General features: G+C 46.3%; 13 protein-coding genes and 1 pseudogene. 4 read left to right on the plus strand and 10 right to left on the minus strand.

Annotated elements, in window-relative coordinates:
- Positions 1 to 34: 34 nt before the first annotated feature.
- From MIC7126_RS0105815 to MIC7126_RS0105835, 5 genes are all read right to left on the minus strand, one after another.
- A complete protein-coding gene (locus tag MIC7126_RS0105815) occupies positions 35 to 988 on the minus strand; it encodes a PhoH family protein (RefSeq protein WP_017652189.1) in 954 nt (317 codons plus the stop codon).
- 352 nt (positions 989 to 1,340) lie between these two features.
- Positions 1,341 to 1,778, minus strand: a complete 438-nt coding sequence (locus MIC7126_RS0105820) for a KH domain-containing protein (protein ID WP_040629706.1) — start codon at positions 1,776 to 1,778, stop codon at positions 1,341 to 1,343.
- Positions 1,738 to 2,001: a 30S ribosomal protein S16 gene (gene rpsP / locus MIC7126_RS0105825; RefSeq protein WP_017652191.1), complete on the minus strand. Its 264-nt coding sequence runs from the start codon at positions 1,999 to 2,001 to the stop codon at positions 1,738 to 1,740. The genes MIC7126_RS0105820 and rpsP overlap by 41 nt, the downstream gene beginning before the upstream one ends.
- 115 nt (positions 2,002 to 2,116) lie before the next feature.
- Positions 2,117 to 3,580 carry a signal recognition particle protein gene (gene ffh / locus MIC7126_RS0105830; RefSeq protein WP_017652192.1) on the minus strand — a complete coding sequence of 488 codons (1,464 nt, stop codon included), beginning with the start codon at positions 3,578 to 3,580 and terminating at the stop codon, positions 2,117 to 2,119.
- Positions 3,581 to 3,827: 247 nt separating this feature from the next.
- Positions 3,828 to 4,634: an Rpn family recombination-promoting nuclease/putative transposase gene (locus MIC7126_RS0105835; protein ID WP_017652193.1), complete on the minus strand. Its 807-nt coding sequence runs from the start codon at positions 4,632 to 4,634 to the stop codon at positions 3,828 to 3,830.
- Between the two features lie 86 nt (positions 4,635 to 4,720).
- Here MIC7126_RS0105835 and MIC7126_RS30195 point away from each other — a divergent pair, with 86 nt between their 5' ends.
- Positions 4,721 to 4,858, plus strand: a complete 138-nt coding sequence (locus MIC7126_RS30195) for a hypothetical protein (RefSeq protein ID WP_017652194.1) — start codon at positions 4,721 to 4,723, stop codon at positions 4,856 to 4,858.
- A gap of 128 nt (positions 4,859 to 4,986) precedes the next feature.
- Here MIC7126_RS30195 and MIC7126_RS0105845 read toward each other — a convergent pair whose 3' ends face one another.
- The 3 genes from MIC7126_RS0105845 to MIC7126_RS0105855 all read right to left on the minus strand — a co-directional run bounded on the left by MIC7126_RS0105845 (position 4,987) and on the right by MIC7126_RS0105855 (position 7,975).
- Positions 4,987 to 5,928, minus strand: coding sequence for a glycosyltransferase (locus tag MIC7126_RS0105845; protein ID WP_017652195.1), 942 nt, complete (start codon positions 5,926 to 5,928; stop codon positions 4,987 to 4,989).
- A gap of 145 nt (positions 5,929 to 6,073) precedes the next feature.
- Positions 6,074 to 6,556, minus strand: a complete 483-nt coding sequence (locus MIC7126_RS0105850; RefSeq protein WP_017652196.1) for a hypothetical protein — start codon at positions 6,554 to 6,556, stop codon at positions 6,074 to 6,076.
- A 57-nt stretch (positions 6,557 to 6,613) separates the two neighbouring features.
- Positions 6,614 to 7,975: an aminopeptidase P family protein gene (locus tag MIC7126_RS0105855; RefSeq protein WP_017652197.1), complete on the minus strand. Its 1,362-nt coding sequence runs from the start codon at positions 7,973 to 7,975 to the stop codon at positions 6,614 to 6,616.
- Between the two features lie 85 nt (positions 7,976 to 8,060).
- Between MIC7126_RS0105855 and MIC7126_RS0105860 the strand changes: the two genes are divergently transcribed.
- Together MIC7126_RS0105860 and MIC7126_RS27125 are read left to right on the plus strand one after the other, a co-directional pair.
- Positions 8,061 to 8,858, plus strand: a complete 798-nt coding sequence (locus tag MIC7126_RS0105860) for a PhzF family phenazine biosynthesis protein (RefSeq protein ID WP_017652198.1) — start codon at positions 8,061 to 8,063, stop codon at positions 8,856 to 8,858.
- A gap of 189 nt (positions 8,859 to 9,047) precedes the next feature.
- Positions 9,048 to 9,464, plus strand: a pseudogene (locus tag MIC7126_RS27125) (DUF4332 domain-containing protein); the annotation flags it as partial.
- Here the strand turns inward: MIC7126_RS27125 and MIC7126_RS31855 are convergent.
- Both MIC7126_RS31855 and MIC7126_RS0105875 read right to left on the minus strand, forming a co-directional pair.
- Positions 9,463 to 10,038 (minus strand): hypothetical protein, encoded by a 576-nt coding sequence (locus MIC7126_RS31855; RefSeq protein ID WP_238553611.1) that lies wholly within the window; start codon positions 10,036 to 10,038, stop codon positions 9,463 to 9,465. The pseudogene MIC7126_RS27125 and the gene MIC7126_RS31855 overlap by 2 nt on opposite strands.
- A 65-nt stretch (positions 10,039 to 10,103) precedes the next feature.
- Positions 10,104 to 10,718 carry a TetR/AcrR family transcriptional regulator gene (locus MIC7126_RS0105875; RefSeq protein ID WP_017652201.1) on the minus strand — a complete coding sequence of 205 codons (615 nt, stop codon included), beginning with the start codon at positions 10,716 to 10,718 and terminating at the stop codon, positions 10,104 to 10,106.
- Positions 10,719 to 10,960: 242 nt separating this feature from the next.
- Between MIC7126_RS0105875 and MIC7126_RS0105880 the strand changes: the two genes are divergently transcribed.
- A complete protein-coding gene (locus tag MIC7126_RS0105880) occupies positions 10,961 to 12,502 on the plus strand; it encodes a M16 family metallopeptidase (protein WP_238553687.1) in 1,542 nt (513 codons plus the stop codon).
- Positions 12,503 to 12,529: the final 27 nt, after the last annotated feature.

Raw genomic sequence — 12,529 nt, forward strand, 5'->3', positions numbered from 1 at the left:
AATGGGGAATCATGCTCCATACCCCAACCCCAAACTAATGCTCGTACTTTTCATAAGCGGCGACAATCCGCTGAACTAAGGGATGGCGAACAACATCTCTTTGTGAAAATTCACAAAAAGCAATACCTTCTACATGTTTCAAAACTTGCACAGCTACAGCTAGCCCTGATTGTTGATTGACAGGTAAGTCAGTTTGTGTCATGTCGCCTGTAATTACCATCCGCGAACGAAAACCCAAACGAGTCAAAACCATTTTGATCTGGGCGGGTGTGGTGTTTTGGGCTTCGTCTACAATCACAAAAGCATTATTTAAAGTGCGTCCCCGCATGTAAGCTAGTGGTGCAACTTCAATGACACCGCGTTCCATGAGATTAGGAACTTTTTCGGGGTCAATAAATTCGTTGATAGCGTCATAAAGTGGGCGAAGATAGGGGTTTACTTTCTGCTGTAAATCCCCTGGTAAAAACCCAAGTTTTTCGCCGGCTTCAACGGCGGGACGAGTTAAAATAATTTTTTCAAATTGGTTAGCTAAAAGTGCTTGGACAGCGACGACCACAGCCAGAAAAGTTTTACCAGTCCCCGCTGGCCCGGTGCAGAAAGTGAGGTCACGTCGGCGAATAGCGTCGATATATTGTCGCTGACGAAAGGTTTTGGCGCGAATTTCTTCACCCCGGCGAGTTTTAGCGAGGATATCTCGTTGTAAATCCTGTAGTTCTTCGGCGCGATCGCTATCCAAAGCTTGACGAGCTGTTAAAATATCAGCCATGGAGATGATATTACCTTTCGTCCACAGATATTCTAGCGATCGCACCAATCGAGTTGCCAAATCAATTTGCTTCTCGGTACCGGAAATATGTAGGTCTTGTCCACGCAGCACCAGATTAGCTCCTGTTTGCTGAGATAGGGTTTTGAGATTTTCTTCCCCGTCTCCCGCTAGAGCGATCGCACTAGGAACATTCGGCAGCTGAAATATTAAAGCATCTGCCATAGTATTTTTATTTTGTGAGCAGCATTTAATAGCAAAATTTAATATTTTCTCTAAGGGTTGATGCAGAGCAAATTTACTTAATACATGTATTGTTTTAAAAGTCAAGAGTCGGGGATAAGTTTAATTGCTTTGGGATCTGGACACGTGATCCTGGACTTTGGACTCTTGACCGAAGAAAGAATGAAAGATGAAGTAAGAATTGGTATGAGTCTAAGTTCCAGCCCCATTCCTTTACGGGTGGGGTAATTTCATACTTCATACTAGCCTGCGGCAAGCCGCCTTTCAGGCGTCTACATACTTCATACTTCAGCCTTCATACTTCAGCCTTCAGTTGACTCTTGACTAATCAAACCTAGCGAGAGCGGGGTTTAGCAACAGGTCTAGGCCCATTTCCCCGTTGTTCTCGTGATTTTGGTGGCGGTGGTAATCCCTCTTGCCTATCTTCCTCAGAGGAAGCACCTTCATGACCAGAGGAGGTACTGCCATAGATATCTAGGTATACTGATTGTCCTGCGGCTTCAGCTGCAGTAGCAATGACAGTGCGAATCGCCTGAATATTGCGCCCTCCCCGACCAAACACTTTTCCTTTATCTGCGCTTTCAAAGGCGATGCGAATCCAAACCTTCTTGAGACTGTGAGAAATTTCACAATCAATGCTCAAAGACTTGGGAGATTCTAAAAAAGGCTGTACCAAGAAGCACACCAACTGCTCATAGTTAGGAGTAGTGGTGGCAGATTTTGTTTCGATCTTATGATGATGGGGCTGTGGCACTGATCTGTTCAAAAACATTAGCTTTTACTAGGATGCGACGGACGGTGTCAGTGGGTTGAGCGCCTTGTTGTAGTCGCTTGATGATACCGGGAACATCCAATCGCACTTCATCAGTTCTGGGGTTGTAGAATCCCAGTTCTTCGAGGGGACGACCATCGCGGCGAGTCAGGTTATTAATAGCGATGATGCGGTAACTTGCTTCCCGCTTTTTGCCGAAACGCTTCAAGCGCAGTTTGATCATGATTGAAGAATTATTCTCCTAGATTTGTGGTTATACTGAAATGCTAATTTTAGCACTTGGCTAGCAATTGCTGCTATGTGGTCGTTGCTTATTGGTGATTTGGGCCTGTAGTTGACTAAAGATTGCCAAAACCTTTCTTCTTTTTATCTTTGTTCTTTTTCTTTTTGGCGCCGGCGTCGCTGTTGTAACCGCGCCAGCCGGGGGCGGGGGGACGATTACCCGCGCCAGCAAAGGCGTTACCCATACCGCCGCCACCGAACATTCCAGGCATTCCGGGGAAACCACCTTGACCCATTTGTTGCATGAGCGATCGCATTTTTTGGAAATCAGCGACCAATTTACTCACATCTGACTCTCTGTAGCCGGAACCGGAAGCAATTCGCCGCCTGCGACTAGGGGAACTGGCGAGTAAATCCGGGTCGTGGCGTTCCTGGCGAGTCATGGAATTAATCATTGCTTCACAACGCTTAAGCTGGGTTTCGCCCTGCTTGAGTTGGTCATCTGAAAGCTTGTTCATCCCAGGAATCATCTTGATGAGTCCTCCCAGCGATCCCATATTCTTCAGCATCCGTAGCTGCTTAAGAAAATCAGTAAAGTCAAACTTCGCCGACAGGATTTTCTCCTGCATTTTCTCCGCATCAGCCAAGTCAAACTCTTCTTGGGCTTTTTCCACCAGAGTTAAAACATCACCCATGCCCAGAATTCGGGACGCCATCCGGTCAGGATAGAATGGTTGCAGCGCCTCAACTTTTTCGCCCACACCGACAAACTTAATGGGCGCGCCGGAAATTTGCCGCACAGATAAAGCTGCACCACCACGGCTATCACCGTCCATTTTCGTCAGGATTGCCCCGGTAATGCCAATTTGATCGTGGAAGGTGCGGGTGAGATTTGCCGCCTCCTGACCAGTCATCGAGTCCACCACCAACAAAGTTTCGTGGGGTTGGACTGTCTGCTTAATCTGGGCTAATTCTGCCATCATATCTGCGTCAATTTGCAGACGTCCAGCAGTATCAATAATTACTGTATTAACACCTTCCGCTCTGGCTCGCTCTACACCTTGGCGGGCGATTTCTACAGGATCAGCGTCACTTCCCAATTCAAAAACTGGGACGTCAATTTGCTTACCTAGTGTAATTAACTGGTCAATCGCCGCTGGACGATACACGTCTGTAGCGACCAGCAAACAACTCCGCTCTAATTTCCGCAGATGTAAGGCTAACTTAGCTGTTGCTGTAGTTTTACCAGTACCTTGTAACCCAGCCATCAACACAATCGTGGTTTTCCCAGACGCCTCTGCGAGGGGGACATTCTCCTCCCCCATCACCTTGATGAGTTCATCGTGAACAATTTTGACGAACTGTTGTGCAGGTTTAACACCAGCGAGGACATCGGCGCCTTGGGCTTTAGCTTCGACGCTGCTAATAAAATCTTTGACTACCTGGAGGTTGACATCTGCTTCCAACAAAGCGCGGCGTACTTCCCGCAAAGCGTCTTGAATGTTGGATTGAGAGATTTTATCCTGTCCCCGCAGTTTTTTCCAGGCAGATTCTAAACGTTCAGATAGAGCATCAAACATAGTGTTGTTACAGGTAGTTAGCCAGTGGGGAAATCCGAGCCGCAGCTACGATTCAGAATTTTCCATAGAGTTTCGTGTGCTATTTACCAGCTTAATATTTTTCACCCCGACTATGGCATGAAGATAACAAAGATGAGGGAGCAGGGGGAGATGTGGAACGAGAGCGCGGTAGTCGAACCACATCCCCGTGCATCCAAGTCTAAACAAGTACGCTATTCGACACTTAATCTTTTCGGTATCTGCTTGCTTATTCAGGAGGTTGTTGTGCAGCTTGTGTTACCTCATCCACAGTTAAATCTAATTCCTGTGCAATTTGTTCCACAGTTAAGCCTAATGATATCAACAGAGGTACTGTTTTTAACTTTCCTTTCTGCTCGCCACTCTGTTCGCCTCTCTGTTCGCCTTCTGCAAAAGCTTGCTGATATACTCGTGTTTGTTTCAAATCGCTTAATCCAAACATTGACTGTATCTCCTCAATATTCATAGTGGGAAATTTATAAACCAAAATCGTCTCAATTATTTGTAGTAATTGTTGCTGTTGAGGTACTGAATCAATTTCCTGACTGGTTCTAGTAATTAACTCCCTGGCTGCTTGTATTGCCTGATCTTCATTTTCTATGACTAATTTGATCGTAGCAATGCCAAGAGGCAGAGATGCGGTTGCTCCTAACTCTTCTAAATAAATCCGAGTGACTCTCCCACAAGCAAATGACTCGCGGTAGTGTTTGATTTTTGCTGTGTCAATACTGCGATTTGGGTAAATAACCACGGCTAACCAATCATTTTCAGGTTGGTTTTGGCGCAGGTATAAATTAATTTCTGTAAATAGCCTTGAGTAAATTCCTGAGTCTGCTTGAAACTGAACTTCGACAAAGTAAATTGGGTTTTCCTCTGTTTCTGGAAGAAATATCCCATCGATGCGGAAAGCTGTTTGCTTGACTTCAACTGATGAGAATTGATATTTTGTGGCAGCTTCAGGAGAATTGCCAATTAATTCAAAGAAAATGTGAGGAAATTCTTGAAATAAACGATAAAATATGCTGTCTGTTTTCACCGATGGGAGTTTTTGAACGCAGAGTCATGATAATCTTTTAAATTACCATACTTTCAAAACTCCATATTTTTGGAGGACACAGCAGCATGTGGCAAAAAATTAATCGCGATCGCATTCTAAAATTAGTCTACAGCGAAGCCGCTACACAAGCAGCAATAGCAGCATTAGCAGAATACGAACAATTCGGTTGTCCGGGAGTACCAACCTGGGTAATTGACGGCTAAAGGTTTTGGGGTAAGGATCGCGTCGATTGGGTAGTGGAAAAAGTTAAACAATTAATTCAAGAATCAGGAAGCAAAAGAAGCGATCGCCGGATACATTGCGGCTTTAGAAGAAGATAGTTTACCTATTCCTATTGCAGCAGTTGTTTTTCAATCGCATCACACGCTACACTAATTCCATTTTCTGTTTGAATGATACGTGCGATCGCTGTTGCTTTAGCTGTATAGTTAGGATTTTCTAACAATTGTCGTAAGTGCTTGGCTACTTTGACTGCTGTATAACTCTGGCGAGAAATAATCCGAGATGTTCCTAAGCGTTCAACTCTAGCTGCATTGTCTGGTTGATCGTGGCTGTAAGGCATCACCAAGGTGGGACGCCCAGCCCGTAATGCTTGAGCTTTGGCTGGCCAATCTGGTCGCGGCTGGGCGAATGTAAAAGAGAACATCGCCAGCACTAAATAGGGAGAAAATTTATCATCAATGAACGGATTACCAACGAGGGATGGTAAGCCAAGTTCGCGGCGCAGTTGGTGAATTGGTTCTGCCCACGATTTAGCAATTATCTTTGATAAGATGACGACGCCTCGATTGACAATAGACCCTAGCGCGCGCAGTTTGGCGAGAACCGGAAATACAGGGAGAACTGACGGGTCATAAACCGAGAGAAAAGAAGCGGGTTGGAGAACAGCAAAAGCCCAGGGAATTCCTAATTTTTCTGCAACCAATCGAGCCGCTAAAACGCCTTCACCTGCGATAATCAAGTCTGCATCTTGGGCAGTGTTGATTAAATCTGTGTAGGTTTCCCGTAAATTTGCACCCACCCAATTGCGGATAATATATTCTGTACCTGTTTTCAAATCCATCATCCGCGCCATCTCCTGCGGATCGTTGAGTGCAGTATTGTCAGGGCGCATCCGCTGAAACTCGAATCCCAAAGCTTCTATTTTACTTCGATATTCTTGATGGGTGGCAAATATGACTGTGTGACCACGCTTTCGTAATTCCAGAGCGATCGCAATTTTAGGATGTAAATCGCCAAAAGAACCAATAGTAGCTAAAACAATCCGACTCACTATCAAAGCCTCTCTGCGTAACTCCGCGCTTACCTCAGCGTCACTCTGCGTTTAAAACCATGATCATCCTACCCCAAACAGTACTAACCAATTCAAAAAAAAGCCTCACCTCCATAGAGGTGAGAAATTTGGCACTGAGCGATGATTAAGTTGTGGGTTTAGAGCGCTGCTGCTGATAAAAGCGGACAACTTTTTGCACATACTCAGCCGTGAAACCTTTATCACAACCTTTATAGCTACCAGTCATCCACCAACAAGCAGCACCACGCACAGATGCAATCTCATTATTTCTGGTGGCGCTCAATTGATTGTTTAACTCGCGGCGAGTAATGCAAGATACAACTTGGCGGGCGATCGCCGGGTTATTCTCAAACTCTGCAGGTGTGAGTTCTTTTTTCAGACAAGTTCTTGACCAGCCTTTGAGGGTTTCTGGTTTCACTTGCCATTCACTATAAAATCCATCGTTAGGTTTCTTGGTCTGGGGTGCAGCTTGTCGCAACGCTTCTACCATCGCTGCTACTTGGGCATCAGTAACTAGCGGTTGTTGTTGTGCTTGAGCTAAGGATGGCAACAGTCCTAAACTGACTATAGCCGTGCTCAATAATAATTTTATAGGATTTTTGCTCATAGATTGGCAATGCTTTTAGAGACCACGGGGTTTAATACTATGTCTTTTTAGTACCACTTAGCAAGACACGATATCTTCTACTGCACTGGCACTGTTTGGTAATGCATTCGTTAAAACCTCACTACCTGATTGAGTAACTAAAACATCATCTTCAATACGTATACCACGGACATCATCAAATGCAGATAAACGTTGCCAATTCACGACATTTTGGTACTTATAGCGCAAATTTGCATCGTTGAGAATTGCGGGAACTTGATAAAAACCTGGTTCAATTGTGACCAGCATTCCTGGTTGTAGGGGACGATTTAAACGCAGATAACCCAAGCCAAAACGCTCGCTTCTTGTTCTCCCCTCTTCATACCCGGCTAAATCCCCCAAATCCTCCAGATCATGGACATCTAAACCCAACAAATGACCGATACCGTGGGGAAAAAACAAAGCATGGGCGTCAATGGCAACTAAATTTTCGGGATTTCCTTGCAAAATGCCTAAATCTACTAAACCTTCAGCAATCACCGTCGCGGCTAACAGATGAATGTCTGCATATTCCACACCAGGGCGAATTTTGGCAATGCAAGCATCATGGGCTGCCAGAACTACATCATAAATATCTCTTTGGGTAGATGAAAAATTCCCCGATACTGGCCAAGTGCGGGTGACATCAGCAGCCCAACCAGTCTCTGTTTCCGCGCCCACATCTGCAAGTATTAACTCTCCTGGTTGTAGAGGGTGGTGATAATGCTCGTTGTGTAAAACTTCCCCGTGGATGGTGACAATACTGTTGTATGCGGTGGTCATATTCTGGGCAATAATCACAGCTTCCATCGCCGCCCGCACTGCTGCTTCTAGTTGGGCGCTTGGTGTCGCCGCCATCCCGGCTTTGTGGGCGGCGACTGTGACAGCAGCGGCTCGGCGTAGCTCAGTTAATGCCGCATCATCGTGGGTGAGACGCAAAGATGCGATCGCCCTGGCTAACTGCAAATCAATTCCTTGGGGTGGATTTTGGGGTAAAATCCATCTATTCAATAGCTGTGATTGCTGTGTCCAAGTAGCTGCATCCTGAACAGCGATCGTCGCGGCATCTTTTACCCAAAACTCTAATTCTGCCAGTGGTTTAGCGGCATCAGCTCCTATTTTCTCAGCTATTTCCTCCCGTTTGGGCATTTCTCCATACCAAAGGGCGCTACTGGGTTGCGGATCGTTCATGAATAGTTGTAGTTCGCCTGCTTCTAGCCGAATTGCCGCATTGATTAATGGCAGTCCGGCAAAATAGAGAAAGTGGCTACTGGCGCGATAGGGAAAGTGATTAGCTGGGAAGTTGCGGGGGTTGGTGTTACCTGACCAGAAAATGGCGGGAAAGTCAATGAGGTGGGCTAGTTTTTGGCGGCGATTGTGGAGGGTGGAGGGGAGGAGCATGATTCGTCTGGGGGGCGTTGAGAGATTGCATAATTTTGGCGCGTAGCCAAGATAAGTATACAAAGCGGCGAGTTAGGGTGAATTTATGGCACAGAAAATTACTCAGGTGGATGCTTTTAGTAATAAATGTTTTGCTGGAAATCCGGCGGCTGTTTGTGTTCTGTCTGCTCCCCAAGATGATGAGTGGATGCAGAATGTAGCCCAAGAGATGAATCTGTCAGAGACGGCTTTTTTGGTGAGACGGGATGATGGTTTTAGTCTGCGCTGGTTTACACCGACGGTGGAGGTGCCGCTTTGTGGTCATGCTACTTTAGCCAGCGCTCATGTATTATGGTCGGAGGGGCATTTATTGCCAGATGAGGTGGCGCGTTTCCACACTCAAAGCGGGGTGCTGATTGCGAAGAAGCAAGGTCAGTGGATTGAGTTAAATTTTCCTGTTAATCGATCGCAAGTAACAGTAGCGCCTCCAGAATTGGAGCAAGCTCTGGGTGTTCCATACAAATCTGTGTGGCAAAATTCCCTGGGATACCTGGTGGAATTAGAGTCTGAAGATTTGCTGCGAAGATTACAGCCAGATTTTCAACTGTTGAAAACTTTGCCAGTGGCTGATGTGATAGTCACTAGTATGGCTGATTTTGATTCACAGTACGATTTCGTCTCTCGCTTTTTTGCACCACGATTAGGCATTAATGAAGACCCGGTAACAGGATCTGCACACTGCTGTTTGGCTCCTTTTTGGCGGGATATCTTACACAAGGATGAGTTTTTGGCTTATCAAGCATCAACTCGCGGTGGGGTGGTGAAGATTAATTATACAGGGGGCGATCGCGTTTTTTTATCTGGACAGGCGGTTACTGTTCTCAAAGGGGAATTAGTTAGTTAGTTATAGCAGGGAACAGGGAACAGGGAACAGGGAACAGGATCGAAGTCGCTTGGCGTGTGGGTTTTGTGTTCTGTTTATGTCCTGAAGTACCTGGCGACAGCTATATTTGGGATTTGTCATTTGGCATTTCCCATAAAGTCTAGATTTCTCAATTTAAGAATTACGAATTACGATTTGGTATTATTCCCTATGTCCAAGAACAGCAGCACTACGTCCTGTGATTGGCTAATTAAGCAATTACCAGGATTGAGTCAAGAGGAACAATCGCGGCTGCAAAATTGTGGGATTCAAACTACAGCGGCGTTACTTAAACAAGGAAGAACTCTAGAAGATAAGGTGGTTTTGGCTAATAAGCTGCAAATTCATCTGCAGTATGTGCATAAATGGGTAGCTTTAGCTGATTTAGCTCGTGTTCCTAGTGTGGGCACACAATATTGTGGTTTGTTGTTACATGCGGGGATTGGTTCGGTGGCTCAGTTAGCTCAAACTCCCACCCACAGATTGCATCAACAAATCTTGCGTTTGCAGGTAGCCACAATGCAGCGACGAGATTTGTGTCCCACAATTGACCAAGTGCAGCAGTGGCGTCAGCAAGCGCAATTGGTTAGGGGAGGTGGGGAGATGGGGAGGTGGGGAGGTGTGGGAGGTGTGGGAAGTGTGGGAGGTGGGGGAGGTGTGGGAGGTGGGGAGGTGGGGAGGTGGGGGAGGTGTGGGAGGTGGGGAGGTGGGGAGGTGGGGAGGTGGGGAGGTGGGGAGGTGTGGGGAGTGTGGGGAGTGTGGGGGGACGCTTGAGGCTCAAAGGCTGACGCTTGAGGTTCAAAGGCTGACGCTTGAGGTTCAAAGGCTGACGCTTGAGGTTCAAAGGCTCGCGCGTCAGGTTCAAAGGCTGACGCTTGAGGTTCAAAGGCTCGCGCGTCAGGTTCAAAGGCTCGCGCGTCAGGTTCAAAGGCTGACGCTTGAGGTTCAAAGGCTGACGCTTGAGGTTCAAAGGCTCGCGCGTCAGGTTCAAAGGCTCGCGCGTCAGGTTCAAAGGCTGACGCTTGAGGTTCAAAGGCTGACGCGTCAGGTTCAAAGGCTGACGCTTGAGGTTCAAAGGCTGACGCTTGAGGTTCAAAGGCTGACGCTTGAGGTTCAAAGGCTGACGCTTAAGTCTTAAAGGCTCAAACTTTAATAACCACACCCCATCACCCCATCACCCCATCACCCCATCCCCCCATCCCCCCATCCCCCCATCACCCCACACTCTTAATCTTTAACCAACACCCCGTTAAGAAATATATCTGCGAGTCCTTCTGCCATTTGCTGCATTTCTTGGGGGGTGGCGTCGGGTTCCATGAGGGTTTTGTCGGAGAAGCCGGCGACGGCGAACATGCCTAAAAATACTTTGGCGATGAGTTTTGCATCCATCTGGCGATAGATTCCTTTATCCATTGCGGTTTGGAAGAAGGCTTCGGCGACATCTGTCATTTTAGTAATAACTTCTGATTGAATGCGATCGCGCAAATCTGGATGAAATTGCACTTCCATGAAACAAACTCGCATCATTTCGGCGTTTTTGTGCAAATTCCACATCCGGCGGCGCATAACTTGGGCTACGGCTTTATAGCTACCCATTTCACTCAGTTCTGTGAGCAAGTCTGTGAGAATCTCCACCCAGCCGTTGGTTGCTACTTCTACCAAAATTGCTTTTTTATTGGGAAAATGGCGAAATAGGGTACCTTCGGCGACGCCTGCTGCTTGCGCTAAGTCGCGGGTAGTGGTACCGTCAAAACCCTGGGAAGCAAACAAACGTTGTGCTGCGTTGAGAATGCGGGTACGCGTTTGTGCTTCTGAAGGTGGGGGAGAATGAAAAACTCGCATAGTATTTATTGTTAGCTCGCCGGAACACGACTTGTAGCAATATTGTCTAACGTGCAATACAAAAAGCAAATAAAGCTTAATACAAGATTAACGCCTTGGAGCTAGTAGCTTGTTTTTCTGGTTGTAGAACTTTACTTTGATTGTTGCTTATGACTCAGCCCAGCCGTGCAATTTTAGGTTTGAGATTGGAGATTTTGGATTGGTCAAGTACAGTATCTGTCATATGGCGTTGGCTGTTGCCGATGTTGACGGTATCGGTCATCTTCTGGTGGGGGTTGTTACCAGGGGTGGCGCTGGCGCAAACTCAAACAGCACCTCCACCGTCAAGAATACAGTCGCCAGCCCCCACTTCGATTCAACCTTATTTGGATCGGGTGATCAAGCAGTTAACTGAGTTTCGTCTTGATAATGGTTTGAAGTTTATTGTTTTGGAACGACATCAAGCGCCTGTGGTTTCTTTTTTAACTTACGCTGATGTTGGTGGTGTGGATGAGCCGGATGGAAAAACTGGTGTGGCGCACTTTCTGGAACATTTAGCTTTTAAAGGAACTACGCGGATTGGGACGACAGATTACAGAGCAGAAAAACCCCTACTGGAACGCTTGGAGCGGTTGGATGGGGAAATTAGAGCTGCAAAGGCGAATGGACAACAGCAGCAACTTGCTCAGTTACAGCAAGAGTTTAAAAAGGTAGAAGCCCAAGCTGTTAAATTAGTCAAGCAAAATGAATTAGGGCAAATTGTCGAGCAAGCTGGGGGTGTGGGTTTAAATGCTAATACTTCCACGGAAGCGACGCGATATCTTTATAGTTTCCCGGCGAATAAGTTGGAACTGTGGATGTCGCTAGAATCTGATCGATTTCTTGACCCGGTGATGCGCCGGGAGTTTTATAAAGAAAAAGATGTGATTTTGGAAGAACGCCGGATGCGGGTGGATAATTCGCCTATTGGCATGATGGTAGAAAGGTTTATTGATACTGCTTACAAAGTCCATCCTTACAGACGTCCGGTGATTGGTTATGACGAAGATATCCGCAATTTAACACCGGCTGATGTGCAGAAGTTTTTTGAGACTTATTATGTGCCGAGTAATTTAGCGATCGCTATTGTCGGCGATGTCAACCCGGCTGAGGTACAAAGGTTAGCAAAGGTTTACTTTGGGCGCTACCCAGCTAAACCAAAACCACAAGCGAAAATCACAGCGGAACCAAAGCAAACCCAAACCCGCTCTGTTACTTTAGAACTACCTTCCCAACCTTGGTATTTAGAAGGTTATCACCGTCCAGCAGTTAATCATCCCGATAATGCAGTTTATGAAATTATTGGCAGTTTGTTGAGTGATGGGCGTACTTCTAGGCTGTATAAATCTTTGGTGGAGAAGCAGCGTTTGGCGCTGAGTGCTCAAGGTTTCAGCGGTTTTCCTGGGCAAAAATACCCTAATCAGATGTTATTTTATGCTTTGACTGCACCTAACCACACGGTTGATGAGTTGGCTGGGGCTTTGCGAACAGAAATTGACAAGCTGAAAACTGAAGCTGTGACGGTGAGTGAGTTACAGCGAGTGAAAACTCAAGCTAGGGCGGGTTTGTTACGTTCTCTTGATTCCAATATGGGTATGGCTCAAGAATTATTGGAATATGAGGTGAAAACTGGTTCTTGGCGAAATTTGTTTAAGCAGTTAAATCAAATTGCGGCGGTGACACCTGCAGATATCCAGCGGGTGGCGCAGGCGACGTTTACGCCAGAAAATCGCACCATTGGTAAATTGTTGTCGAAACAAGGGTAAAGGAGATATGCACAGATATATGGTGAA

It is taken from the genome of Fortiea contorta PCC 7126 (assembly GCF_000332295.1).
In the GTDB taxonomy this organism is placed as follows: Bacteria; Cyanobacteriota; Cyanobacteriia; order Cyanobacteriales; family Nostocaceae; genus Fortiea; species Fortiea contorta.

Bases quoted from the DNA above. Each gene is read 5' to 3' on its own strand.
- MIC7126_RS0105855 (WP_017652197.1), bottom strand. From the start codon at position 7,975: ATGCTCCTCCCCTCCACCCTCCACAATCGCCGCCAAAAACTAGCCCAC.
- MIC7126_RS0105815 (WP_017652189.1), bottom strand. From the start codon at position 988: ATGGCAGATGCTTTAATATTTCAGCTGCCGAATGTTCCTAGTGCGATC.
- MIC7126_RS0105880 (WP_238553687.1), top strand. From the start codon at position 10,961: ATGTTGACGGTATCGGTCATCTTCTGGTGGGGGTTGTTACCAGGGGTG.
- rpsP (WP_017652191.1), bottom strand. From the start codon at position 2,001: ATGATCAAACTGCGCTTGAAGCGTTTCGGCAAAAAGCGGGAAGCAAGT.
- MIC7126_RS0105820 (WP_040629706.1), bottom strand. From the start codon at position 1,778: ATGTTTTTGAACAGATCAGTGCCACAGCCCCATCATCATAAGATCGAA.
- MIC7126_RS0105860 (WP_017652198.1), top strand. From the start codon at position 8,061: ATGGCACAGAAAATTACTCAGGTGGATGCTTTTAGTAATAAATGTTTT.
- ffh (WP_017652192.1), bottom strand. From the start codon at position 3,580: ATGTTTGATGCTCTATCTGAACGTTTAGAATCTGCCTGGAAAAAACTG.
- MIC7126_RS0105875 (WP_017652201.1), bottom strand. From the start codon at position 10,718: ATGCGAGTTTTTCATTCTCCCCCACCTTCAGAAGCACAAACGCGTACC.
- MIC7126_RS30195 (WP_017652194.1), top strand. From the start codon at position 4,721: ATGTGGCAAAAAATTAATCGCGATCGCATTCTAAAATTAGTCTACAGC.
- MIC7126_RS0105850 (WP_017652196.1), bottom strand. From the start codon at position 6,556: ATGAGCAAAAATCCTATAAAATTATTATTGAGCACGGCTATAGTCAGT.